A 23,020-nucleotide genomic window follows, 5' to 3' on the forward strand; every position below is an offset into this window, starting at 1 on the left:
GGATCTCGTGCGGGTGGGGGAGAGCACGCTGTCGGACCTCCGGTTATTTGACGGCTCCACTGGTGATTCCGGACACGATCTTTCGCTGGCCGACGAGGAACACGGCGACCATGGGCAGGCTCATCACCACGACGTACGCGAAGACGAGATGCCAGTTGTTGAGGTAGAGCTGGGCGCTGGCGACCTGGTAGAGGTTGAGCGGCAGGGTCGCCCGGTCTCCGCCGCCGAGGACGAAGAACGCGTAGAAGATGTCGCTCCAGGCGTAGAGCATCACCATGATCGTCGCGGTGGCGATCACCGGCCTGAGGAGCGGAAGGACGATCCGCGCGAAGATCCGCCAGGGCGCCGCCCCGTCGATGCGGGCCGCCTCCTCCAGCTCCATCGGGATCGCGCGGATGAAACCGGTCATGAAGAAGATCGACGTCGACAGATACATGCCGGTGTAGACGGCGATCATGCCCGGGCGGGTGTTCGACAGACCCAGCTGGCGCAGCTCCATCACGATGGTGATGACCGCCGGGGGCAGCAGCAGTCCGCTGATGCACAGCGCGTACGCCGCCGAGACCAGCTTGGACTTCCGGCGCGCGAACACCCAGGCCGCGCCCGCCCCGAGCAGCAGCACGAGAATCACCGAAGGCACCACGACCAGCAGGGAGTTGAGGAACCCGCGGAGCATCTCGCCCTGGCTGACGGCGTCCGCGTAATTGCTGCCCGGCTGCCAGCGCCCCGGCAGATCCAGGTTGGGCTTGATGGCCTCCGCCTGCGGCTTGGCCGAGGTGACGGCGACCAGCCACAGGGGCACGCCGACGGCGAGGCCGGCCAGCAGGAGGACGAGGACGGGGCGGCCGTAACGCCACACCGGGGTCACAGCAGCTGCTCCCTTCGCCGGAGCCCGACGACCAACGGGATCGCCACGGCCACCACGACCAGGAACAGGACCAGACTCATCGCGGAGGCCTGGGCGTACAGGCCCTGCCCGAAGACGCGGAACATGTAGATGTTGAAGACCTCGGTGGAGGCCGCGGGCCCGCCGCCGGTCGTCGCCTGCACGATGTCGAAGGTGTTCATCGAACCGATCAGCGCTGTCGTCACGTTGAAGGTGACGGCCGGGGCGAGCATCGGCCAGCGCACCGACCAGAAGGTCCGCCAGGGCCCGGCGCCGTCCATCCGCGCGGCCTCCAGCATGTCCCCGGGGATGCCCTTGAGCCCGGCCAGATAGATCAGCATCGACAGGCCCATCCACTTCCAGCCGTGGATGAGCGTGACCACGACCAGCGTCCACGACGTCGACCCCAGCCACGGAAAGTCCGTCCCCAGCACGGAGTTGACGGCGCCGTCCTGGTCCAGCAGCGCCTGGAAGACGTAACCGGTCGCGAGAGCCGAGATGAGCACCGGCAGGAAGAAGACGGCACGGAAGAAGCGGTTGAAGCGGGTGTCGTCCTCCAGCAGCAGGGCGAGTACGAGACCGAAGCCGTTCTGGAAGAAGGCCGCGAGCAGCGCGTACAGCAGGGTCGTGCGGATCGCCCGCAGCAGTGAGCCGTCGTCGGCGATCGTCCTGAAGTTGTCCAGGCCGGTGAAGGCGATGTCCGGGTGGTAGGAGGACCAGTTGGTGAACGGGTAGTAGAAGTTGAGCAGGTTGGGCACCAGGAAGAAGCCCGCGAAGACGACGATCGCCGGGAGCGCGAACCACCACGGGTGGTGCACGGCGGCGCGCGGCAGCCGCCCCGGCTTCTTCGGCGGGCCCGTCACCCGGGCGGCCTTGTGGGCGCGTACGACGGTGTGAGTCATCGTCAGAACCCGGGCGCGGCCTGTGCCTTGGCCACCTGTGCGAACTGGTCCTGGATGGCCTGGGCGACCTGCTGGGGGTTCTTCTTGCCGTAGATCATGTCGGCGAGGTACAGATGCGTGTCCGGGGCGACGATCGCCTTGGCCTGGAAGACGCCGATGGCGGTGGGCAGGGCCTCGACCTGGTCCTTCGAGGTCTGCGGCAGGCCGTCGGGGGTCGGGACGGAGGGCTGCACGGACGGGATCTTCATCGTCTTGATGTAGTCGGCGTAGTCGGGGCCGAGCCAGAAGGCGAGGAACTGCCGGGCCGCGTTCTGCCGCTTCTCGTCACCGGTCTTGAACGCGACCACGCCGTTGGTCTGGTCGGGCGAATACAGGCCGGTGGCCGAGGAGTTGGCGACGGGGAACCAGCCGATCTTCTGGTCGATCTCGGCGGTGGAGTACTTGGCCTGCAACTGGCTCTGGAAGGAGGTGACGTTGAGGACCATCCCGGCCTCGCCCTTCCACAGGGCGTCGGCCTGACCGGTGAAGGTGCCGGTGCGGTAGTTCTTCTGGGCCAGTCCGGCGTCGAGGAGCTTGTCCTTGTACTTCTTGATCGCGCCGACCACGACGGGGTCGGTCCACTTCTCCTTGTTCTGGTTCAGCCCTTCCCACCACGACTGGTCGAGATCGGTGAGCTGGACCTGCATCTGCCACTGCAGCGGCCACTTGTCGCCGCCGGCCTCGTAGAAGGCCGCCGCGTCCGTCTTGTCGACGACCTTGTGGCCGAGGGCCAGCAGCTCGTCGTACGACTTCGGGAAGTCCTTCTCGCTGAGCCCGGCCTTCGCGAAGACGTCCTTGTTGTAGTAGACGCCGAGCATGGCGGGGCTGGTGACGATCGCCGCGTACCGCTTGCCGTCGATCATGCCGAGGGACTTCTCGGTGTCGCCGAGCTTGGACTCCCACGGTTCCCCGTCGAGGGGGAGGAGGTTCTGCTTGGGCTGGATGAACGGCAGGGTGGAGATGGAGGGTTGCCAGAACATCAGGTCGGGACGGTCGCCGGAGGCCAGCTTCGTCGGCACGTTCTGCTCGTAGAGGTCCGGGATCGCCTGGGTCTCGACCTTGGCGCCGGTGGCCTTCTCGAAGGCGTCGATGACCTGCTTCGGCGCGTTGACCGTGTTCTGCGCGGTCCACATCGTGAGCTTCACACCGTCGAGGCGGGCCGTCGGATTCACCGCCGTCTGCTTGGCGTCGGAGTCCGAGTCGGCAGCGGTGGGGTCGCTGCACGCGGTGGCGGCCAGGGCGAGGGCGGATATCAGTGCCAGTGCGGGGAGTGCTCTTCTCTTCATCACGTGCCTTTCGGAGCAGGTGGTTCAGGAAGCGGGACTCACAACTGCCGTGCACGTACGCGGTGTTCAGGAGGGCGGCGGCCCCGAGCTCTCCCGCACCACCAACTCCGGAACGGAGACCGGATGCGGGGCGACCTGCGCCGACTCCTCCAGCACCCCGTGCAGCAGCGCGAACGCGGACCGCCCCAGACCCGTGAAGTCCAGGCGTACGGTCGTGAGGGACGGCGTGAGATAGGCCGAGTGCGGGGCGTCGTCGAACCCGGCCACGCTGACCTCGCCCGGCACTGGGCGGCCCGCCTCGTGCAGGGCACGCAGGACGCCGAGGGCCAGGTCGTCGTTGCCGCACAGGACCGCGGTGACGGCCGGGTCCTTCGCGAGCTTCCGCCCGGCCGCGTGGCCGCCCGCGGGACCCCAACTGCCCTGCACCGGACGGGGTTGCGGGGCGCCAGCCTCCTTCAGGGCCTGCCGCCAGCCGCCGGTGCGGGCGCTCGTGCGGCGGGTGCTGGACGGGATGGCGACGTAGTGCACGGTCTCGTGCCCGAGCGAGAGCAGATGACGGGTCGCCTCGTAGGCGGCCTCGCGGTCGTCGGTCCACACCCAGGGGCGGTTCTCGCCGGGCGGGCTCGCCGGGGTCTCCACCACGCCGACGACCGGCACTTCGGCCGGTACGGCGTCCAGGGCGCGGACACCGGCCGGATCGTAGGCGATCACGATCAGGCCCCCGCCCGCGTCGGCGGCGCGTTGCACCTCCGCGGCGACCGCGGCCTCGTCGGCCGACTCCAGGACGCTGATCCCGACCGCGTAGGAGGCGGCGCGGGCGGCCTCCTCCACACCCTGGAGGATCGAGGCGTAGCCGTAGTGCGTGGTGTTGGCGGTGAGCACGGTCACGGCCCGGGTGCGCCCGCTGGCCAGGGCGAGCGCGGTCGCGCTGCGCCGGAAGCCGAGCTCGTCGATGGCGGCGAGCACCCGTTCCCGGGTGGACGGCTTGACACTGGGGTGGCCGTTGATCACCCGGGAGACGGTCTGGTACGAGACGCCGGCGGCCGCCGCGACGTCTCTGATGCTTGCCGGGCTCCTTGTGTGACCGGTCACATTCATGCGAGGATTGTGACCGGTCACACAGGGGGCGTCAAGAGAACGTAACAAGGGGTTCACGCGACCGAGGGGGAGTGCCTTGACCGGTACGGCCGATGCGGGGGAGCTCGAGCAGCAGGACTCGAACTCGGATCAGGGCGCGTTCAGTTGGGGGCATGGCCGACTGGAGGCCGAGTTCGCCACCGCCTCCGACGGGACCCTGCGGCTGACCCGGCTCGACAGCACCGGCTCCGGTGATCCGGAGACCGCGCTCCCGCTCGTCGAGCTCACCGCCCTGGGTCACGGCAGCGGCTGGTCCGGCCCGCGCTTCACCGGAACCGCCTTCGGGTCGAGGCTCGCGTACCGGCGACACCACGCGGACCGGCACGGCGGCTGGGAGCGGCTCACAGTCGAACTCCACGACCCCGCAACGGGATTGACGGTTTTCGTCGAGCTGTCCTCCCCGGCCGGGATTCCCGTCCTGCGTTCCCGGGCGCGCCTGCGCAACGACGGCGACGAGCCGCTCGTCGTCCAGTCCGTCAGCAGCCTCCTGCTCGCCGGACTGCCGGGCCCGGACTCGCTCGACGTCCACCGGGCCCGCAACGACTGGCTCGCCGAATGCCGTTGGTACGCCGAGCCGCTGCGCGGGACCGTCGCCGACATCAACGTCCACGCCCACCAGCACGACAGCCGGGCCGCGCTCACCCTCACCGGACGCGGCAGCTGGCCCACCGACGGTCACCTGGCCATGGGCGCCCTGACCCGACGCGGGGACGGCCGGGCCTGGCTGTGGCAGATCGAGTCCCCGGCGGGGTGGCGCTGGGACCTCGGCGAACACGCCGGCGGCACGTATCTGGCGCTGAACGGTCCCACCGATGCCGAGCACCAGTGGCGGGTCCGGCTCGCGCCGGGCGAGGAGTTCACCACGGTGCCGGCCGTGCTCGCGCTGGGCGCCGGGTTCGACGCGGCGCTGGGCGCCCTCACCTCGTACCGCAGGCTCGTCCGCCGCCCGCACCCGGACCACGACCGTCTGCCGGTCGTCTTCAACGACTACATGAACACCCTGATGGGCGACCCCACGACGGCCAAGCTCCTGCCCCTGATCGACGCCGCCGCCGATGCGGGCGCGGAGTACTTCTGCATCGACTCCGGCTGGTACGACGACACGGCGGACGGCGGCTGGTGGAACAGCGTCGGCGCCTGGGAACCCTCCGTCCGGCGCTTTCCCGGCGGCGGCATCCGGGCCGTGCTGGACCGCATCCGCGAACGCGGCATGGTGCCCGGGCTGTGGCTGGAGCCCGAGGTCATCGGCGTCGACAGTCCCCTCGCGGCGACGCTGCCGCCGGAGGCGTTCTTCATGCGTGACGGCGTACGCCTCACCGAACAGGGCCGCCACCAGCTCGACTTGCGGTACCCCGCCGCCCGCGCCCACCTCGACCGGACGGTGGACCGGATCGTGGGGGAGTGGGGCGTGGGCTACCTCAAGCTCGACTACAACATCGTCGTCGACCCGGGAACCTGCGGCCCCGACGACCTCGCCCCCGGCGCCGGACTGCTCGGCCACGCCCACGCCTACCTCGACTGGCTCTCCGGCCTGCTGGACCGCTACCCGCACCTGGTCATCGAGAACTGCGCCTCAGGCGGCATGCGCATGGACGGCGCCACCCTCGCCGTCACCCAGCTCCAGTCCACCAGCGACCAGCAGGACCCACTGCGCTACCCGCCCATCTCCGCCGCCGCGCCAACGGCCGTCCCGCCGGAGCAGGGGGCCGTCTGGGCCTATCCGCAGCCCGAGTTCGACGACGACCTGATCCGATTCACCCTGGGCGGCGCGTTGTTGGGCCGCATCCATCTGTCAGGGCATCTGAACCGCATGTCGCAGGTCCAACTCCGCCTCGTGCGTGACGCGGTGGACGTGTACAAGGCGATCCGGACCGACCTCGCCGAGGCCCTGCCGTTCTGGCCCATCGGGCTGCCCGGTTGGACGGACGAGTGGCTCGCCCTGGGCATGCGGGTGCCTGACGGCCGTACGACGTATCTGTCGGTGTGGCGGCGGGGTGGGGAGGCTGAACTGACCCTTCCGGTAGGGCACTTGGCCGGGCGGGCGGTGCGCGCGGAGATACTGCATCCGGCGGACGACTCCGTCGGCACGGCCGTGTGGGACGAGGACGCGGTGCAGGTGTCGGTGCCGCGGGCGCCCGGTGTCGTGTTGGTGCGGTTGACCGTCGAGTCGTAGGCGAGGATTCTTCTGCGGGGCTGCGGTGCCTCGCCTCCGAACCTCCGTGAGCCAATCCCCCGGGAGCCGACGTGACCGGAATCAGGCAGGGCGGCACCACCGCGCACACCGTCCTCGTGACGGGGGCCGCCAGCGGCATCGGCAGACACGCCGCCCTCACCTACGCCCGGCGCGGCCATCCGGTGGCGGCCGTGGACATCGATGCCGGGCGCCTCGCCCAACTACCTCAGCAGGCAGGCCTGCACACCTTCGTCTGCGATGTCGCCGACTCCGCCGCACTGGACAGGACGCTGGAGGACGTCGAGGCCGCTCTCGGAACACCGACGCGTGTCGTTCATAGCGCCGGCATCGCCCGCGTGGGACGGCTCCTCGGCCAACCCCTCGCCGACATCGAGCAGTTGGTGCGCGTCAACTATCTCGGCAGCGTCCAGGTGGCCCGAGCCGTCGTGCCGCGTATGGCCGCCGGGCAGGGCGGTGATCTGATCCTCGTGGCGTCCATCGCCGGATGGGTGCCGATGACGTCGGTGGGGGCCTACTCCGCGTCGAAGGCGGCCGTCGTCGCGATGGCCGAGGTGCTCGCCCGGGAGTGCGCCGACAGTGGCGTCCGGGTGGTGTGTGTCTGCCCGCCCGCCGTGGAGACACCGATGCTCACCGAGATGCAGCGCAGCCATCCCGACGTCATCAGTGACGCCCCGGGCATCCACCCCGACGTCGTGCTGCGCGCCGCCGAGCGGGCCCTGGCCAGGCGGCGCGTCCTGGCGTTCCCCGGCCGCGGCACGACCACCCTGTGGCGGGCCCGGCGACTGGCGCCGCTGCGGGTCACCAGGCTGTTGGAGGCGGTCCTGCTGAAGCAGCTGAGCAAGCACCGCCCCGCGCAGTCTCCGGCGAGAGAGGCAGATGAGGAGGCGTAGGCCGGTCGAACCAGGACCCGCCGGACAGGCGCGCTCACCGGCTGTCACCGGACACCGAGCGGCGGAGTGACAGGGCCGTTGTCCGGAACATCCGGGACTGACGGCCCTTCGCGCCCGGCATCCGTTGGCCAACCATGGATGGACGACGTGCGGCGCACGCCTGCCGCTTCCGGCGAAAGACGGTCTGGCCATGTATCCCAACGACGGATTCCGCGAACTCGAACGGCAGGAATGCCTGCGGCTGCTGGCCGAGGTGCCCGTGGGCCGGATCGTCCACACCCGCCAGGCCCTGCCCGCTGTCCTGCCGGTCAACTTCTGTCTGGACGGCGACGGCGCGGTGCTGCTGCGCACCGCGGCCGCGTCGGAGCTGGTGCGCGCCATCGACGGCGCGGTCGTCGCCTTCGAGGCCGACCAGGTCGACGCCGTCACGCACTCCGGCTGGAGCGTCGTGGTCACCGGCGCCGCCTCGGTCGTCAGGGACCCGGCCGAGCACGACCGCCTGACCCGCACGGGTCCGCGTTCCTGGGTGCCCTCGCCCGAGGAGGTCTTCGTCCGCATCGAGCCCGACCTGGTCACCGGCCGCGCACTCGTCGGCGGGCGCTCGCTCTACGGCGTCCGCCTCTCGGACTGACACCGGTCCGAACGGCCCTGCGAAAGGGGCCGTACGGCGCTTCACCGGGTGCGCCTGGCCCCTGCCCGGGCTGTCGCGGGCGGACGAGTATCGGGACCACAGAGCAGAGGAGGAGAGGACATGACTCTCCAGCAAGTGGTCGTGGGAACGGACGGTTCACTGGTCGCCGTACGGGCGCTGGACTGGGCCTCGGACGAGGCGGTGCGGCGCGGTGCTCAGCTGCGGATCGTCTATGCCGTGCCCGACCCTGACGAGGCCGGACCCGTCCTCGCCTCGGCCGTCGAGCGCGTACACGAACGTCACCCGGACCTGGCGGTGACGTCCCGCGCCGTCGCGGGCAGCCCCGTACGGGCGCTCGCCCAGGAAAGCGAGGGCGCGGCCCTCACGGTCGTCGGCACGCGGGGCTTCAACGGGGTCGCCGGCCTGATGGCCGGTTCCGTGAGCCTGCGGCTGGCCGCACGGGTACGGGGCCCACTGCTCGTCGTACGCGGGGACCATCCGTGCGACGGCAAGGAGGAAGTGCTGCTGGGCCTGGAGGACGACGGCGACGCCGAGGCCGCCGCGTACGCCTTCGACGAGGCGGAGCGGCGGGATGTCCGGCTGCGCGTCCTGCACTCCCGCACCCACCGGCACATCACCCCCGAACTGCCCTCGCCGATCCCCGCCACCAGCCCCGGGCAACGGCGGCTGGACCGAGAGGACCGGGCCGAGGAGGCCGTACCGCGCTTCAGCCTGGGCCGGCTGGAGGAGCAGCACCCCGGCGTCGGCGTCGAGTCCCGCACGGTGCGCACCGGCCCCGCGCACGCCCTGTTGGCGGCCACGGGCGACTCGGCCGTCGTCGTCATCGGCGCCCGCCGGCGCACCAGCCGCCTCGGACCCCAGCTCGGCCCGGTGGCGCACACGCTGCTGCACCGCTCGCACTGCCCGGTGGTGCTGGTGCCGACGACGGGATGACCGTGCACGCGAAGCGAAAAGAAGGGGGGTGAGGCCGGGCGGCCTCACCCCCTTTCGCCCTGCTCAGCCGTCGCTCCGCGCGGCAGGCCCTCCGCGCCACGGCGGCGGGGTCGCGGACTTGCGCGCCTCGTCCCCGCGATGGGTCGCGCGGTCGGTGCGTCCCCGCAGCCGGTCCTGCAGCCGATCGGCGAGCTCGTGCGCGCTCGCCTCGCGCGCGTGCACGACGACGAGGTCGTCGCCCACCCGGATCTCGGCCGCCGCCGACCACGGCTGCCCGACATGCTGGGCCACCGCCCGGACGACGCGCACCTCCCCGCTGACCTCCGGGAGCCCCGGCCGGTCGAGCGCCGCCGCGACCTTGGCCCGGAGGTACGTGAGTTCCTCGTCGTCGACGTTGTCCGTCGCCCGTACCTGGATGTCGCTGAAAGCCATGTGTCCCACTTCCTCTGATCCGCTGCCGGCGATCCCACCCTCCCGCCGGCCCGCACCCGTTCCCAGGGCCGGGTGGCCCGGACGTGGACCCCGTACGGCCCCTGCTCCGGCGGGGCCCCGGGGCGGAGGCTGGCAGCGCACCGCAACCACCGGACACCGACCAGGAGGACGACGGACATGAGCGTGCGCGTGGGCATCAACGGATTCGGCCGCATCGGCCGCAACTACCTGCGTCTCGTGCTGGAGCGCGCGGAGCGGGCGGCCGGTACGCCGGTGGAGGTCGTGGCGGTCAACGACATCACCTCGCCGGCGGCGCTGGCGCACCTGCTGGCGTACGACTCGACGTACGGCCGCATCGGCCGCACGGTCGAGCACGACGATGACTCCCTCACGGTGGACGGCCGGCGGATCGCGGTGACCGCCGAGCGTGACCCGGCCGCACTGGCCTGGGGCGACCTGGGCGTCGACATCGTCATCGAGTCCACCGGACGCTTCCGCACCCGGGAGGACGCCGGTCTGCACCTGAAGTCGGGCGCCCGCAAGGTGCTGCTCTCCGTGCCGGGCAAGGGCGTCGACGCCACCGTCGTGATGGGGGTCAACGAGGGCACCTACGACCCCGAGAGCGACCACGTCGTCTCCAACGCCTCCTGCACAACAAACTGCGTGGCCCCGATGGTGAAGGTGCTGGACGAGTCGTTCGGCATCGACAAGGGCCTCATGACGACCATCCACGGCTACACCAACGACCAGGTCGTCCTCGACGGCCCGCACAAGGACCTGCGCCGCGGCCGCAGCGCCGCCGTCAACATCATCCCGACCAGCACCGGGGCCGCCCGTGCCGTGGGTCTGGTGCTGTCGGAGCTGGCGGGCACCCTGGACGGCATCGCCGTACGCGTGCCGGTGGAGGACGGCTCGCTGACCGACCTGACCGTGGTGCTGGAGCGGCCGGTGACCGCGGACGAGGTCAACGCGGCGTTCCGGGAGGCCGCGGACGGTGCGCTGAAGGGCGTGCTCCGGGTCTCCGACGCGCCGATCGTGTCCCGCGACATCGTCGGTGACCCCGCCTCCTGCGTTCTGGACGCCCCGCTCACCCAGGCCCACGGTGAGCTGGTCAAGGTGTTCGGCTGGTACGACAACGAGTGGGGTTACACCAACCGGCTGCTCGACCTCACCGAGTACGTCGCCGCACGACTGGGGCGCGGCTGACTGCGACTCCCCGATCGCTTCCGCCTGGTCGGATGCCGTATCGCTTCTCGGCCCGGACCATTACCGTGGCACTTGACCGAAAGGTCCGCCCGGGATGTGACCAGGAGACGCGGAGGAGCACGGTGGGAGGCCACGAGCAGGCCGGGGAGGCTCGGGTACGGCTGCCGCAGCTCAAGCTCGACGAGTTGCTGGAGGAGCTGCAGGCCCGGCTGGACGCGGCCCGCGGCACGCGCGACCGGGTGCACAGCCTTCTGGAGGCGGTGCTCTCGGTCGGCCGGGAACTCGACCTCGAACAGGCGCTGCACAGCATCGTGGAGGCCGCTGCGGTGCTGGTCGACGCGCAGTATGCGGCGCTCGGTGTGATCGGCTCGGACGGCAAGCGGCTGTCGGCGTTCCACACCGTCGGTGTGGACGAGGAGCAGATCGCCCGGATCGGCCCCTATCCCGAGGGCCACGGCATCCTCGGTGAGCTCATCACCAACCCGGAGCCGTTGCGGCTGGTGAAGATTTCCCAGCATCCCGCGTCCTACGGGTTCCCGGCCCACCATCCGCCGATGAACACCTTCCTCGGCGTCCCGATCCGGGTGCGCGACCAGGTGTTCGGCAATCTGTATCTGACGGAGAAGCGAGGCGGGGTGCAGTTCGACGAGGAGGACGAGTCGGTCCTGTCGACCCTCGCCGTCGCCGCCGGAGTGGCCATCGACAATGCCCGCCTGTACGAGGAGTCCCGGCTCAGGGAGCGCTGGCTGCGGGCCACCGCGGACATCACCCAGAGCCTGATGTCAGGCAGCGAACGGGGCGCGGCCCTCGCACGGATCGCCGAGAGCGCCCGGGAGATCACCGGTGCGGCGCTCGCCGTGATCGCCATGCCGCTGGAGGGCACCGACTCGCTGCGGGTGGAGCTGGCCGTCGGCACGGGCGCCGAGGCGCACCACGGCCTCGTCCTGTCCGCGGACGACAGCCTGATCGGGCGCGCCTTCGCCGCGGGCGCCCCGGTGACCAGCCCGGACGTCTGCCGCGATGAGCGGGTGCCGAACGCCGAGCCGCGCTTCACCGGGCTCGGCGCGGCCGTCGCCGTGCCCATCGGTACCGGGGAAGGCCTGCGCGGTGTGCTGCTGCTGGTGCGGGAGACGGGTCGCCCGGTGTTCTCCGGGAAGGAGACCGAGCCGTTGCACGGCTTCGCCGCACAGGCCGCGATCGCGCTGGAGCTGGCCGAGCGCCGCCGGGACGCCGAACAGATCGCCCTGCTCAAGGACCGTGACCGGATCGCCCGCGACCTGCACGACCTCGCCATCCAGCGGCTGTTCGCCACCGGCATGACTCTTCAGAGCGCGGGACGCTTCATCGACCACCAGGAGGCGTCCGAGCGGGTGGTGCGGGCGGTCGACGACCTCGACGAGACGATCAAGATCATCCGGTCGACCATCTTCGGGCTGCGCGCCCGCGACGGCGCCACGGGCACCGGTCTGCGCGCCCGTGTCGTCCGGGCGGCCGGCGAGGCCGCCACCGTGCTGGGCTTCCCGCCCAGCGTCCGCATGGTCGGCCTCGTCGACACGGACGTACCGCGCGAGATCGCCGACCATGTCGCCGCCGTCCTGTCCGAGGCCCTGACCAACGTCGCCCGGCACGCCCACGCCGACCGTGCCGAGGTCGCCCTGGAGACCGACGGACGGGAGGTGCGGCTGACGGTGACCGACAACGGGGTGGGCGTGCCGGCCGACGGGCGGCGCAGCGGGCTGGCCAACATGGCCGAACGGGCCCGGCAGCTGGGCGGCGCCTTCGAGGTCCGCACTCCGGAGGGCGGGGGGACCAGGCTGGAGTGGCGGGTGCCGGTGCCCCGCGACGAGGGGTAGGACCGCTACGAGGCGCAGCGTCCTCACCCCTCACTCCTCCGGAATCATGTCCATGGCCCCGGAGGGGCACTCGGCCACACACAGCCCGCACCCCTTGCAGTAGTCCAGGTCGATCGCGAACCCCTTCCCGGGCCCCAGTTTCGTGATCGCGTTGTCCGGGCAGACGCCGTAGCAGTTGTCGCACTCGAAGCAGTTCCCGCACGACATGCAGCGGCGCGCCTCGAACAGCGCGGTGGACTCGTCGAGTCCCTGGACGACCTCGTCGAACGTCGAGACGCGGCGGGCGAGTTCGAGCCGGGGGCGCACGGAGGCGGGGGCGTCGGCGTAGTACCAGGTGTTGAGCCGGTCGAAGGCGGCCGGGTCGTGCTTGGGGCCGGGGCGGTACGAGGTCCCGCGCAGATAGGCGTCGATGTGCCGTGCCGCCTTCTTGCCGTGCCCCACGGCCACGGTCGCCGTGCGTTCGGCGGGGACCATGTCGCCGCCGGCGAAGACGCCAGGGTGGCCCGTCATCAGCCCGTCGGCGACCTGGACCGTGCCGTGGTCCACGGCGAGGTCCGGGACATCTTCCACCAGGGACAGGTCGGAGTCCTGGCCGAGGGCGAGCACCACCGTGTCGGCGTCCAGTTCCTCGAACTCGCCGGTGGGCTGCGGGAATCCGGTCTCGTCGAGTTCCATCCGCTCGATGGTGATCCGGCCGCCGTCGGCGTGCTTGATGGTCGACAGCCACTTCATCCGCACGCCCTCCTCCAGGGCTTCCGTCACCTCCTCGTCGTGCGCCGGCATCCGGTCCCGGGTGCGCCGGTAGACCACTACCGCGTCGGTGGCGCCGAGCCTGCGGGCGGTACGGGCGGCGTCCATCGCCGTGTTGCCGCCGCCGTAGACGGCGACCTTGCGGCCCAGCAGCGGCGGGCCCTCGCCCTCCATGCCACCCAGCAGCGTCACCGCGTCGAGGATGCGGGCGCTGTCGCCCGCCGGGATGTAGGCGCGGCGGCCGATGCCCGCGCCCACGGCCAGGAACACGGCGTCGAAACCGCCGTCCCGCTGTGCCGCGAGCACGTCGTCCACGCGTGCGCCGAGCTCCAGGGCGATGCCGAGCGCCAGGACGCGGTCGATCTCCGCTTCCAGCACCTCGCGCGGGAGGCGGTAGCGCGGGATGCCGTAGCGCATCATGCCGCCCGGCCGGTCCTGTGCCTCACGGATCGTCACCTCGTGGCCCAGCAGCCGCAGATGGTACGCGGCGGACAGGCCGGCGGGCCCTGAACCGATGACGAGGACACGCTTGCCGGAGGTGGCCTGCGGGGCTTCGAGCGTCCAGCCGTGCCGGATCGCCTCGTCGCCCAGGAAGCATTCGACGGCGTTGATGCCGACCGCGTCGTCCACCTGGACACGGTTGCAGGCGGCCTCGCACGGGTGGTAGCAGATCCGGCCCATCACGGCCGGCAGCGGGTTGTCCCGCATCAGCTCCCGCCACGCGGACTCGTAGTCACCGCTCTCGGCGTGGAACAGCCACTGCTGGATGTTCTCGCCGGCCGGGCAGGCCCCGTTGCACGGCGGCAACCGGTGGACGTACTCGGGGCGTTCGGTGCGCCAGGCGCCGGTCCGGTTGGCCAGACTGGAACCCACGTCCAGGGTGATCGCGAACGGCTTCTCCTTCACGGCAGGACCTCCTCGGCCAGCTCGAAGCGCGCGATGTTGCGGTCGGCCGCCCGCTGGAGGCGGGCGATGACGTCCGTGCGGACCTCCGGGGTGAAGAGGTGGGCGTACCGCTTCTGCGGGCGCAGGTACTCCTCGACCGGCACCCGCCGACGGATCTTCGTCACCGCGGTGACCTCGCCGTCCAGCGCCTCGAACACCGGGAACAGACCGCTCTGTTCGGCCAGCCGCGCGATGCGCACCGTGTCGTGGGACGGTGTGCCCCAGCCGAGCGGACAGGGGACCAGGACATGCAGATAGCGGGCGCCGCGCATCCCCATTGCCCGGTGCACCTTGGCCTCCAGGTCACGCAGCCCCGCGACGGTGGCGGTGGCGACGTACGGGATCTCGTGCGCCATCGCGATCAGAGGCAGGCTCTTGCCCTGGCCGAACGGAGCGCCGGGTGCGTCGCCGACCGCCTGGGTGGTCGCCGTGCGCGCGGTCGGAGGCGTGGCCCCGGACCGCTGGACGCCCGTGTTCATGTACGCCTCGTTGTCGTAACAGACGTACAGCACGTCGTCGTTGCGTTCGAACATGCCGGACAGGCAGCCCAGGCCGATGTCGACGGTGCCGCCGTCCCCGCCCTGCCCGACCACGCGGACATCGGTGCGGCCCTTGGCGCGCAGCGCCGCCGCGACACCCGAAGCAACGGCGGGGGCGTTGCCGAACAGCGAGTGCAGCCAGGGCAGTTGCCAGGACGTCTCCGGGTACGGCGTGGAGAACACCTCCAGGCAGCCGGTCGCGTTGACCGCGATCACGTTGCCACCGCTCGCCCGCTGCGCCGCGTCCAGGACGTAGCGTGCGCCGAGTGCCTCACCGCAGCCCTGGCAGGCGCGGTGGCCGCAGGTGAGCGCGTTGGAACGGTCCGGATCGGACTGGTCGGACCGCAACTCGGGGGCCAGCAGCCGGTTTCCGGCGGCGAGACTGCCCACCTGGTAGAACTTCACCTGCTGAGCGGCGTTCATCGGTTGCTCCCCACATCGCGCAGGATGTTCTCCGCCGACGGCCCCGACCTGCGGGTCTGTGCCATGCGTGCCAACTCCCGCTCCACCAGGGCGGTGTCGAGGTCCAGGAACTCCAGATGGCCGAGCCGTCCGGCGACCGCGTCGGCGAACAGCCGGTGCAGCGACGCCTTGGTGATCGGGCGTCCGCCGAGCCCGGCGACCACGGTGTGCCCGTCGAGCCGGATGCCGGACAGGGCGGTGCGCACGTTCTGTGAGACGATCCCGCCGACCCCGACGGCCAGAGCGCGCTCCAGGACCACCACCCGGCGGGCGTGGCCGAGCACGGTCCGCACTGCCTCCAGTGGGAACGGCCGGAAAGAGGTGATCCCCAGCGCCCCGATCCGTACCCCGTCCGCACGCATCTCGTCGACCACGTCGCAGACCGTGCCCAGTACCGAGCCGAGGGCCACGACGATGGTGTCCGCGAACTCGCATGCGTAGGGATGGATCAGGCCGCCGGAGTCCCGCCCGAACGCCTGCCGGAACTCCCGCGCGATGTCCGGGATCGCCTCCAGCGCCTGCATCTGCTTGGCGTGCGCGAGGTAGCGCACCTCGGTGAAGGCCTCCGGGCCGACCATGGCGCCGATCGACACCGGCTCGTCGGGATCGAGGACCTGGCGGGGCTCGTACGGTGCCAGGAACGCGTCGACCTGGGCCTGCTCCGGCATCTCGATCCGCTCCCAGGCGTGCGTCAGCACGAAGCCGTCCATGCACACCATCACCGGCAGCGACAGCTCCTCCGCCAGCCGGAAGGCCTGCGGATGCAGATCGGCGGCCTCCTGGTTGTCGCGGGCGTACAGCTGGATCCAGCCGGAGTCGCGCTGGGACATGCTGTCGCTGTGGTCGTTCCAGATGTTGATGGGCGCGCCGATCGCCCGGTTGGCGACCGTCATCACGATCGGCAGACCGAGGCCGGAGGCGTTGTAGAGGGCCTCCACCATGTACAGCAGGCCCTGGCTCGCCGTCGCCGTGTAGGTGCGGGCCCCGGCCGCCGAGGCGCCGATGCACAGGGACATCGCCGCGAACTCCGACTCGACGTTGACGTACTCGCACGGCTTCAGCGCACCCGACTTCACCAGGCGGCTGAGCTCCTCGACGATGTGGGTCTGTGGAGAGATCGGGTAGGCGGCGATCACTTCCGGGCGGCAGTACGCGACGGTCTCGGCGACCGCGCGCGAGCCCTCAGTCTGCTTCAGCATGAGCGCGCTCCTTGCACAGCACCTCGACGTGGTCGTAGGCCTCGCGGGCGGCCGCGGCGTTGTTGGTGCCCAGCACGCCCGGGAACCGGTCCCGGATGGCCGCTTCGAGCGAGTCGATCGTCACGCAGCCCGTCAGCGCGGCCAGCCCGCCGAGCAGGACGGCGCTCGGCACCGGGCGGCCGACGTGGCGCAGGGCGAGCGCGGTGGCGGGGACGGTGAGGACCGGGCCGTCGAGGGTCTCCAGGCCCAGGTCGTCGGCCCCGCGCGGGGAATTGACCAGCACCGGGCCGCCGGGGCGCAGTCCGTCGAAGACGTTCACCTGGTGCAGCAGCGTCGCGTCCTGGATCACCAGGGCGTCGGGACGGGTGACCGGCTCACGGACCCGGATCGGCCGGTCGTCGATCCGGCAGAACGCCATGACCGGCGCCCCCGTCCGCTCCGAACCGAAACTCGGGAACGCCTGCGCGTGGCGGCCCTCGACGAACGCCGCCACCGACAGCAACTCCGCCGCGGTGACGGCTCCCTGACCGCCTCGGCCGTGGATACGTACCTGGAACACGGCACCCTCCTCACGTACGGGCTTCGTATCCGTCGTAACCCTCGCGAGGACGGTTTCCCGAGGGGCCGAACGTCCCGCGGACGAGGCCGAGGGGCTCCGGGCTCGCTTCCTTCCGTGCGAACTCCCGCCGTTCCGGGCACGGCCCTTCCCGGTCCGGCCTCCTGCCGTCCGGACCGGGAAGGACGATCTCCGCCCCCGAGCGGCTCACTCGTGGGGCACGACGGCGACCGGGCAGCGGACGTGGTGCATCACCGCGTGCGCGACCGGTCCGGTGTGCGTACCGATACGGGCCGGCCGGATCCTGCGGCCGACGGCCAGCAGGGCGGCGTCCTGCGCGGCGTGCGTCAGCTGGACCGCGGCACGGCCCTCCGGCGCCAGCTCCTGGACTTCCACGGTGGGGAACTTCTCCCGCCACGGCTCAAGGACGGTCCGCAGAGCGTGCGCCGCGGCTGCGCCCATCGCCTTGCGGGCCTTGGCCTCGGCGGCGCCGGGCATGTACGGCAGCCGCCAGGTGTACACCGCCCGCAGCGGGGCGGCCCGCATCATCGCGCTCTCGAAGGCGAACGCGAGCAACTCCTCACACCGGTGCGCGGGGTCGACGCCGACCACCACGTCGCGGTACGGCGTGGCGACCGAGGGCCGGCCGTCCACGTCCGGCAGGTGCTCGGACTCCAGGCTCTGATGGGCCCGTACGAGCACCACCGGCCGCGTCACCCGAGCCACTGTCGCCAGCGCCACCGATCCGGCCATGAAGCCGCCGAAGCCGGTGAACGCGCGGCTGCCCAGCACCAGCAGCTCCGCCTCGTCGCCCACGGTGACCAGGGCGTCGGGCGCGGAGTGCGGCACCTGGTCGGCACTCAGCCGCACCTGCGGGTAGCTCTCGCCGAGACGGTCCAGGCCGCCCTGGAGAATGCGCTCCGACCAGTACCGGGGCGCCGCCAGTTCGGGCAGCCCCGGCTCGCCGGCCGAGGTCCCGCCCTCCCACGCGTGCACCAGACGCAGCGGCAGACCGCGCCGCAGCGCTTCCCGGGCCGCCCAGTCGGCGGCGGCGAGACTCTCCCGCGAACCGTCCAGTCCTACGACAACGGGGCGAGGCACGGACCTCACCTCCCCGGATCAGTGTCCGCGCGCCGGTGCGCGGATCCCTTCGTCACCAGCGTCCCGGTGCCGGGGCGTGCGCGGGCAGGGGCTGACCCGGCCCGGCAGGGGGGCCGAACGGCCCTGCGGGCAGCGCGGAAGCGGCGGCGTCAGGGAGATTGCCCTGTCGGGGCCCTTGACGAGGGCCGGTCGGCCCAAGCCCGGAACGGTCCGCCCGCCCCAGGCTGGAGACAGACGTCGTCCCCACGACGACCGCCGAGCACCGCCGGAGGCCCTCATGCACAGCACCCCCCGCCTCGTGGGCGACGTGATGACGCACACCGTCGTCGCCCTCGGGAGCACCGCCACGTTCAAGGACATCGTGAAGGCCATGCGGCGCTGGCAGGTCAGCGCGCTGCCCGTGGTGGACGACGGGCACCGGGTCGTGGGTGTCGTCTCCGAGGCCGACCTGCTGCCCAAGGAGGAGTTCCGTGCGCACGACCCCGACGCGGACGTCCGACTGCACCGTCCCGAGGCCCTTGCGCGGATCCAGGCACGCACCGCGGGCGAGCTCATGACGGCACCCGCCGTCACCGTCGACGCGGACGCGAGCCTCGCCCGGGCCGCCCGGATCATGGCCCGGCACCAGGTGAAACGCCTGCCGGTCGTCGACGGCTCAGGCGTCCTGACGGGCATCGTCAGCCGCACCGACCTGCTGAAGGTCTTTCTGCGCACGGACGCGGACATCGCCGAGGAAGTGCGCCGAGAGGTCGTCGAGCCGCTCTTCCCCGACCCGCTGGAACCGGTCCGCGTGGACGTGCGGGACGGGGTCGTCACCCTGGCCGGGCGCGTCTGGGACACCGGGCTCGTCCCCATCGCCGTACGACTGGCACGGGCCGTCGAGGGCGTGGTGGACGTGGACAGCGCGCTGACGGGCCCGCCGCGGCGGCCGGTCCTCGACCCGGATCTCGTGGACGACACCTGAGCGCGAGGCAGTGGAGACGACACCTGAGCGCGAGGCAGTGGACGAGACCTGAGCACGGCAGAGCGGAAAGGACCCACCCGCTTCTCGCGGATCCTGATTGCGCGGTGCGCGGCTGCGGGCCGCTTCCCCGCGTCTCCGTCGGGTCCTTTCCGTATCTCCAGCAGACCACACCGACCGCAGAGACAACAGGGCCGACCGGCCCCAGTCCCGAAGGAGAGCGACCTCATGATCACAGTGGTGGCGGGACCGGAGGAGAGTGCCGCGACGCGTTCACGGCCGGCGCTGCTGACCTTCCTCGGCGGAGTGGGAACGGTCACCGGCAGCAAGTTCCTCGTCGAGAGCGACCACGCCCGGGTCCTCGTCGACTGCGGGCTCTTCCAGGGCCTGGCCGACCTGCGCCGGCGCAACTGGCGCGAACTGCCCTGCGACGGCGCCGACATCGAGACGGTCGTCGTCACCCACGCCCACCTGGACCACTGCGGGTATCTGCCGCGGCTGGCCCGGCACGGCTTCCGGGGCCGGATCGTGACGACGGAGTTCACGGCACGCCTGATGGAGATCGTGCTGCGCGACAGCGCCAAGCTCCAGCTGGAGGCCGCGCACCACGCCAACGAACACGGCTGGTCCAAGCACCGGCCCGCCCAGCCCCTGTACGACGACTCGGACGTGGACCGCACCCTGAAGCTGCTGGACCCCGTCCCCCTGCACACGCCGGTCGACATCGCCACCGGCACCCGGCTCACGCTGCACCCCGCCGGGCACATCCTCGGCTCGGCCTGGGCCCACCTCACCCTGGAGGACGGCCACACCATCGCGGTCAGCGGCGACCTCGGCCGTCCCGGCCATCCGCTGCTGCTGCCGCCGGAGCCGTTCTCCGGGGCGGACGTCCTGCTGATGGAGTCCACCTACGGCAACCGCCGGCACGAGGAGGAGCAGGGCCGGGCGCGCTTCGCCGAGGTGCTGGGCCGCACCCTCGCCCGCGGCGGAACCGTCGTCATCCCGGCGTTCGCCCTGGACCGCACCGAGGTGGTCCTGCACGAGCTCGCCGAACTGCGCCGCGCCGGGGCGCTCCCGGCCGCCGTGCCGGTGTACGTCGACAGCCCGATGGCCCTGGCTGCACTGGACGTCTACCGGGACGCCGTCCTCGCCAAGGCCGCCGAGCTCCGCCCCGAGGTGATCCTGGCCGGCCCGGCCGCGCTCGGCCCCGAGCCGTTCCACCCGGTCCGCTCCGTCCAGGAGTCCGACGAGCTGGGCCGCACGCACGGACCGGCCGTCATCGTCTCCGCGTCCGGCATGGCCACCGGCGGACGGGTCCTGCACCATCTGCGGCGGCTGCTGCCCGACCCGCGCAACGCGGTCGTCGTGGTGGGTTTCGCCGCGCAGGGCACGCGGGCACGGGACCTCGTCGAGGGCGCCCAGGTGCTGAAGATGTTCGGTGAGTACGTGCCGGTGCGGGCCCAGGTCGCCGACCTGCCGCACTTCTCGGCACACGCCGATGCCGGTCAGATCGTCGACTGGCTGCGGGACGCGCCCGCTCCGCACGCCACCTACCTGGTCCACGGGGAGCCGGACGCGGCCGATGCCCTGCGGGACCGGATCGACCGGATGCTGGGGTGGACGGCGGTCGTACCGCGCTCGGGGGAGCGGGTGCTGGTCCGCTGACCGCGGACGGGACCGCTCAGCGGGGCGTTCAGTAGGGCATGGGGCGCCCGGAGGGCGTGCGCAGATCCTGCGGCTCCGGCCGACGCGGAGTCCGAGGGCGTCTGGCCTCTTGTATCCGCTTCATGATCGTCGCCTCCTGGAACGCCGTCCGCGATGTTCCGGCTGCGCCGGTACCGCGCGTACCAGGAATCCTCGTCGGCCCCCGGCGTGCGGACCATGAGGCCATCGACCCCCGATCGCGGGCCGGGCGGTACCGGACGCAAGGGGCCGTTCGGCCCCGGAGCGCGCACGGTCCGGCGGCAAGGGACGCGCGGGCCCCGGGTCCGGGCCGGTCGGCTCATGTGCCCGGTGGCCTGCCGGAGTTTGCTGGAGGTGTGAGGGAAACGACGCCGACCGAGGAGGGGGCGAGGACCGTGGGCACGAGTCTGACACCGGAGTTCTGGGAGAGGTTCGCCCTGTTGCTGTTCGCGGCGATGGGCCTGACGTTCGCGCTCGCCGCGCTCTTCGACGAGCTGGCGCTGCGCCGGATCAACCGCCGCAGGCACCGCCCGCCGACGGGACCGCGGCAGACGCCGCCACGCACCGGTAGCAGCGACCACCGCACTTCTGTTTCCTGCTGAGTCACCGGGGCGCGCACCCGCCTCGGCCCTCACGGCTCGGCTCAGCGCCACCGCTCGGGGATGTTCGCCAGCTGGCCCAGCAGGTCCCAGCCCCGGCTCTTGTGCCGGCGTTCCGCACCGGGACTGTGCCACGGGGCGCCCTGCCCCACCCAGTGACCGCGGTAGTCGCGCAGAGCCATGACGCTGTCGTCCGCGACGTCGGACTCGTTGCCGCAGCAGGAGCAGATCTCCGCTGTCGGCCAGCCGTCCGCCCAGAACACGTCCGCGTCGTCGTACCCGCACACCCTGCAGACGGTTTCCCAGCTCTCGCTGTGGTCCATGCCGGTGAGTCTAAGGATCGCCTCAGGTGGGGACGACGTCCTTCACGCGGCCCCGACGGCCCGCAGCGCCGGGTGTCCGTCGCTGGCGGGCACGGCCACCACGGGGACGGTGGCGCCCCGCAGGCACGCACGTCCGATCGGTCCCAGAGCGGGCCGCCCGTCCGAGCCGTCGGTCCGGTGGCCGAGAGCGAGCAGGAGCGCTCCGTGTGCCTGCTCCAGCAGGACGCGCGCGGGCTGCCCCTCCACGACCACGGCACGTACCTGATCGCCGATCCGGGGGCCGAACACCTCGCGCACCGTCGATGCCACCAGCCGCGCGGCCTCCACGCACTGCTCCGCGGGCGTCGGGCGGGCTGTCACGGGAGCGTAGGGCGCGAGTCCGGGGCCGACCGGCTCCTAGGCGTGGACGGCGACGACCACAGCGTGCAGCGCCCGGGCCTGCTCCGCGGCCCAGCGCAGTGCGGCCCGCGAGGCCTCGGACCCGTCGACGCCCACGACGATGCTGTTCTCGGCCGGGCGTTCCGTCATGGCTGCCTCCCTCGGTCTCCGTGTGTCCAGCGCGCCGGGAATCAGGCACGGCGACGTGAGCCGAGAGGGACGGCATGAGTGCCGAAGGGGCCCTTGCCGGGCCGCCGTTCAGTACAGGGAGGCCGGCCAGGTCGGCAGCACGGCGGCGATGACCCCGGCGTCGAGCAGCACGCCGAGCGACAGCCACGGGTTGAACCACAGGGTTCTCAGCAGCAGCCCGACGGCCGCAGCCGTCACCGCCGCGAGCGCCCAGGAGTACCGGGGGTCGCGAACAGGAAGACGGAGACCAGGACGGTGGTCACGGCAGGCACTCCGGTTCGGCGCTGCCCAGATCGAGCCGGAACGGCGGATAGACGTCGGTGAGCAGGGCAGCGTACGCGGCCACCCGCAACGCCCAGCGGTTGAGACCGATCACCAGGTCGAAGATCCCGCGCGGATAACGGCCGGTGAACAGCAGAGCGACGCCCGCGAAGAACACCAGGAGCCCGACCAGCCCGCTCGACGCCCACAGCATCCGGCCGCCGCCGACGATGACGGCGAGCACCAGGTACTGCGGGAGTGCGAGCAGCCACCACTTCACGAGGACCAGTCCCCGGGACAGCCGCTCGGGGTACTCCAGGTCCCAATGGGCCGGGTAGTCGGGGACGTCGGCGAGCCGGAACGGCGGGTAGCGGTCCGTGCCCAGGGCGCCGTACGAGTAGTACGCCACCCGCCAGTTCCAGCGCAGCACCCCCGTATTGAAGTCGAACAGGGCGCGCGGATAGCGGCCGGTGAGGAGCACGGCGAAGAACGCCACCACGCTCACCCCGAGGAACGCCACCCACAGCACCGCGAGCACGACGACATGGGGGATGACGAGCAGCCACTTCACCAGCCACAGCCACCGCGACAGCGGGGAGTCCAGCGTCGCGGTGAGCCGGGCGGGGTGGGCCGGATGCAGTGCTTCTGTCGCTGCCATGGGTGG

General features: G+C 71.8%; 22 protein-coding genes and 1 pseudogene. 9 read left to right on the top strand and 14 right to left on the bottom strand.

Going from position 1 to position 23,020, the window contains the following annotated elements; genetic code table 11:
• Nucleotides 1–43: 43 nt before the first annotated feature.
• The 4 genes from IQ210_RS13380 to IQ210_RS13395 form a co-directional block, all read right to left on the bottom strand.
• Nucleotides 44–868, bottom strand: a complete 825-nt coding sequence (locus IQ210_RS13380) for a carbohydrate ABC transporter permease (RefSeq protein ID WP_194079176.1) — start codon at nt 866–868, stop codon at nt 44–46.
• A complete protein-coding gene (locus tag IQ210_RS13385; RefSeq protein WP_194079177.1) occupies nt 865–1,788 on the bottom strand; it encodes a carbohydrate ABC transporter permease in 924 nt (307 codons plus the stop codon). The genes IQ210_RS13380 and IQ210_RS13385 overlap by 4 nt, the downstream gene beginning before the upstream one ends.
• Nucleotides 1,789–1,790: 2 nt before the next feature.
• The gene (locus IQ210_RS13390; protein ID WP_194079178.1) at nt 1,791–3,113 is read right to left on the bottom strand and encodes an ABC transporter substrate-binding protein; all 1,323 of its coding nucleotides are present in this window, start codon (nt 3,111–3,113) and stop codon (nt 1,791–1,793) included.
• A 66-nt stretch (nt 3,114–3,179) separates the two neighbouring features.
• On the bottom strand, nt 3,180–4,211 hold the full coding sequence (locus IQ210_RS13395; RefSeq protein WP_194079179.1) for a LacI family DNA-binding transcriptional regulator: 1,032 nt from the start codon (nt 4,209–4,211) through the stop codon (nt 3,180–3,182).
• A gap of 76 nt (nt 4,212–4,287) precedes the next feature.
• Between IQ210_RS13395 and IQ210_RS13400 the strand changes: the two genes are divergently transcribed.
• The 4 genes from IQ210_RS13400 to IQ210_RS13415 all read left to right on the top strand — a co-directional run bounded on the left by IQ210_RS13400 (nt 4,288) and on the right by IQ210_RS13415 (nt 8,919).
• On the top strand, nt 4,288–6,423 hold the full coding sequence (locus IQ210_RS13400) for a glycoside hydrolase family 36 protein (RefSeq protein ID WP_194079180.1): 2,136 nt from the start codon (nt 4,288–4,290) through the stop codon (nt 6,421–6,423).
• Between the two features lie 71 nt (nt 6,424–6,494).
• Nucleotides 6,495–7,334: an SDR family NAD(P)-dependent oxidoreductase gene (locus tag IQ210_RS13405; protein WP_322656358.1), complete on the top strand. Its 840-nt coding sequence runs from the start codon at nt 6,495–6,497 to the stop codon at nt 7,332–7,334.
• Between the two features lie 190 nt (nt 7,335–7,524).
• Nucleotides 7,525–7,965, top strand: coding sequence for a pyridoxamine 5'-phosphate oxidase family protein (locus IQ210_RS13410; protein WP_194079181.1), 441 nt, complete (start codon nt 7,525–7,527; stop codon nt 7,963–7,965).
• Between the two features lie 120 nt (nt 7,966–8,085).
• Nucleotides 8,086–8,919 (top strand): universal stress protein, encoded by an 834-nt coding sequence (locus IQ210_RS13415; RefSeq protein WP_194079182.1) that lies wholly within the window; start codon nt 8,086–8,088, stop codon nt 8,917–8,919.
• A gap of 63 nt (nt 8,920–8,982) precedes the next feature.
• Here the strand turns inward: IQ210_RS13415 and IQ210_RS13420 are convergent, their stop codons facing one another.
• Nucleotides 8,983–9,351, bottom strand: coding sequence for a hypothetical protein (locus IQ210_RS13420; RefSeq protein ID WP_194079183.1), 369 nt, complete (start codon nt 9,349–9,351; stop codon nt 8,983–8,985).
• Nucleotides 9,352–9,528: 177 nt separating this feature from the next.
• Between IQ210_RS13420 and gap the strand changes: the two genes are divergently transcribed.
• A complete protein-coding gene (gene gap / locus IQ210_RS13425) occupies nt 9,529–10,557 on the top strand; it encodes a type I glyceraldehyde-3-phosphate dehydrogenase (protein ID WP_194079184.1) in 1,029 nt (342 codons plus the stop codon).
• Nucleotides 10,558–10,679: 122 nt separating this feature from the next.
• Nucleotides 10,680–12,410: a sensor histidine kinase gene (locus tag IQ210_RS13430; protein WP_322656359.1), complete on the top strand. Its 1,731-nt coding sequence runs from the start codon at nt 10,680–10,682 to the stop codon at nt 12,408–12,410.
• 30 nt (nt 12,411–12,440) lie between these two features.
• On the opposite strand, the gene IQ210_RS13435 is transcribed toward IQ210_RS13430, so the two are convergent.
• The 5 genes from IQ210_RS13435 to IQ210_RS13455 all read right to left on the bottom strand — a co-directional run bounded on the left by IQ210_RS13435 (nt 12,441) and on the right by IQ210_RS13455 (nt 17,962).
• Complete coding sequence (locus IQ210_RS13435; RefSeq protein ID WP_194079186.1) at nt 12,441–14,066, bottom strand: NAD(P)-binding protein; 1,626 nt, start codon at nt 14,064–14,066, stop codon at nt 12,441–12,443.
• A complete protein-coding gene (locus IQ210_RS13440) occupies nt 14,063–15,067 on the bottom strand; it encodes a thiamine pyrophosphate-dependent enzyme (RefSeq protein WP_194079187.1) in 1,005 nt (334 codons plus the stop codon). The genes IQ210_RS13435 and IQ210_RS13440 overlap by 4 nt, the downstream gene beginning before the upstream one ends.
• Nucleotides 15,064–16,305, bottom strand: coding sequence for a pyruvate ferredoxin oxidoreductase (gene porA, locus IQ210_RS13445; protein WP_194079188.1), 1,242 nt, complete (start codon nt 16,303–16,305; stop codon nt 15,064–15,066). The genes IQ210_RS13440 and porA overlap by 4 nt, the downstream gene beginning before the upstream one ends.
• The gene (locus tag IQ210_RS13450; RefSeq protein WP_194079189.1) at nt 16,289–16,864 is read right to left on the bottom strand and encodes a 2-oxoacid:acceptor oxidoreductase family protein; all 576 of its coding nucleotides are present in this window, start codon (nt 16,862–16,864) and stop codon (nt 16,289–16,291) included. Before IQ210_RS13450 ends, porA begins: the two co-directional genes overlap by 17 nt.
• A 204-nt stretch (nt 16,865–17,068) precedes the next feature.
• Nucleotides 17,069–17,962: a universal stress protein gene (locus IQ210_RS13455; protein ID WP_194079190.1), complete on the bottom strand. Its 894-nt coding sequence runs from the start codon at nt 17,960–17,962 to the stop codon at nt 17,069–17,071.
• A 277-nt stretch (nt 17,963–18,239) separates the two neighbouring features.
• On the opposite strand from IQ210_RS13455, the gene IQ210_RS13460 reads away from it, so the two are divergent.
• The 3 genes from IQ210_RS13460 (at nt 18,240) to IQ210_RS13470 (ending at nt 21,208) form a co-directional block, all read left to right on the top strand.
• On the top strand, nt 18,240–18,926 hold the full coding sequence (locus IQ210_RS13460; RefSeq protein WP_194079191.1) for a CBS domain-containing protein: 687 nt from the start codon (nt 18,240–18,242) through the stop codon (nt 18,924–18,926).
• Between the two features lie 225 nt (nt 18,927–19,151).
• Entirely contained in the window at nt 19,152–20,588 is a 1,437-nt protein-coding gene (locus tag IQ210_RS13465; RefSeq protein ID WP_194079192.1) for an MBL fold metallo-hydrolase RNA specificity domain-containing protein, read from the top strand.
• 413 nt (nt 20,589–21,001) lie between these two features.
• A complete protein-coding gene (locus IQ210_RS13470) occupies nt 21,002–21,208 on the top strand; it encodes a hypothetical protein (protein WP_194079569.1) in 207 nt (68 codons plus the stop codon).
• Between the two features lie 41 nt (nt 21,209–21,249).
• On the opposite strand, the gene IQ210_RS13475 is transcribed toward IQ210_RS13470, so the two are convergent.
• The 4 genes and pseudogenes from IQ210_RS13475 to IQ210_RS13490 form a co-directional block, all read right to left on the bottom strand.
• Complete coding sequence (locus IQ210_RS13475) at nt 21,250–21,528, bottom strand: hypothetical protein (RefSeq protein ID WP_194079193.1); 279 nt, start codon at nt 21,526–21,528, stop codon at nt 21,250–21,252.
• A gap of 42 nt (nt 21,529–21,570) precedes the next feature.
• A pseudogene (locus IQ210_RS13480) lies at nt 21,571–22,056 on the bottom strand (universal stress protein).
• A gap of 108 nt (nt 22,057–22,164) precedes the next feature.
• Nucleotides 22,165–22,293, bottom strand: a complete 129-nt coding sequence (locus IQ210_RS47895) for a hypothetical protein (protein WP_256783271.1) — start codon at nt 22,291–22,293, stop codon at nt 22,165–22,167.
• A 61-nt stretch (nt 22,294–22,354) separates the two neighbouring features.
• Nucleotides 22,355–23,014, bottom strand: a complete 660-nt coding sequence (locus tag IQ210_RS13490; protein WP_194079196.1) for a DUF4389 domain-containing protein — start codon at nt 23,012–23,014, stop codon at nt 22,355–22,357.
• Nucleotides 23,015–23,020: the final 6 nt, after the last annotated feature.

Origin of the sequence: Streptomyces justiciae, from assembly GCF_015163075.1 — a bacterium.
In the GTDB taxonomy this organism is placed as follows: domain Bacteria; phylum Actinomycetota; class Actinomycetes; order Streptomycetales; family Streptomycetaceae; genus Streptomyces; species Streptomyces justiciae.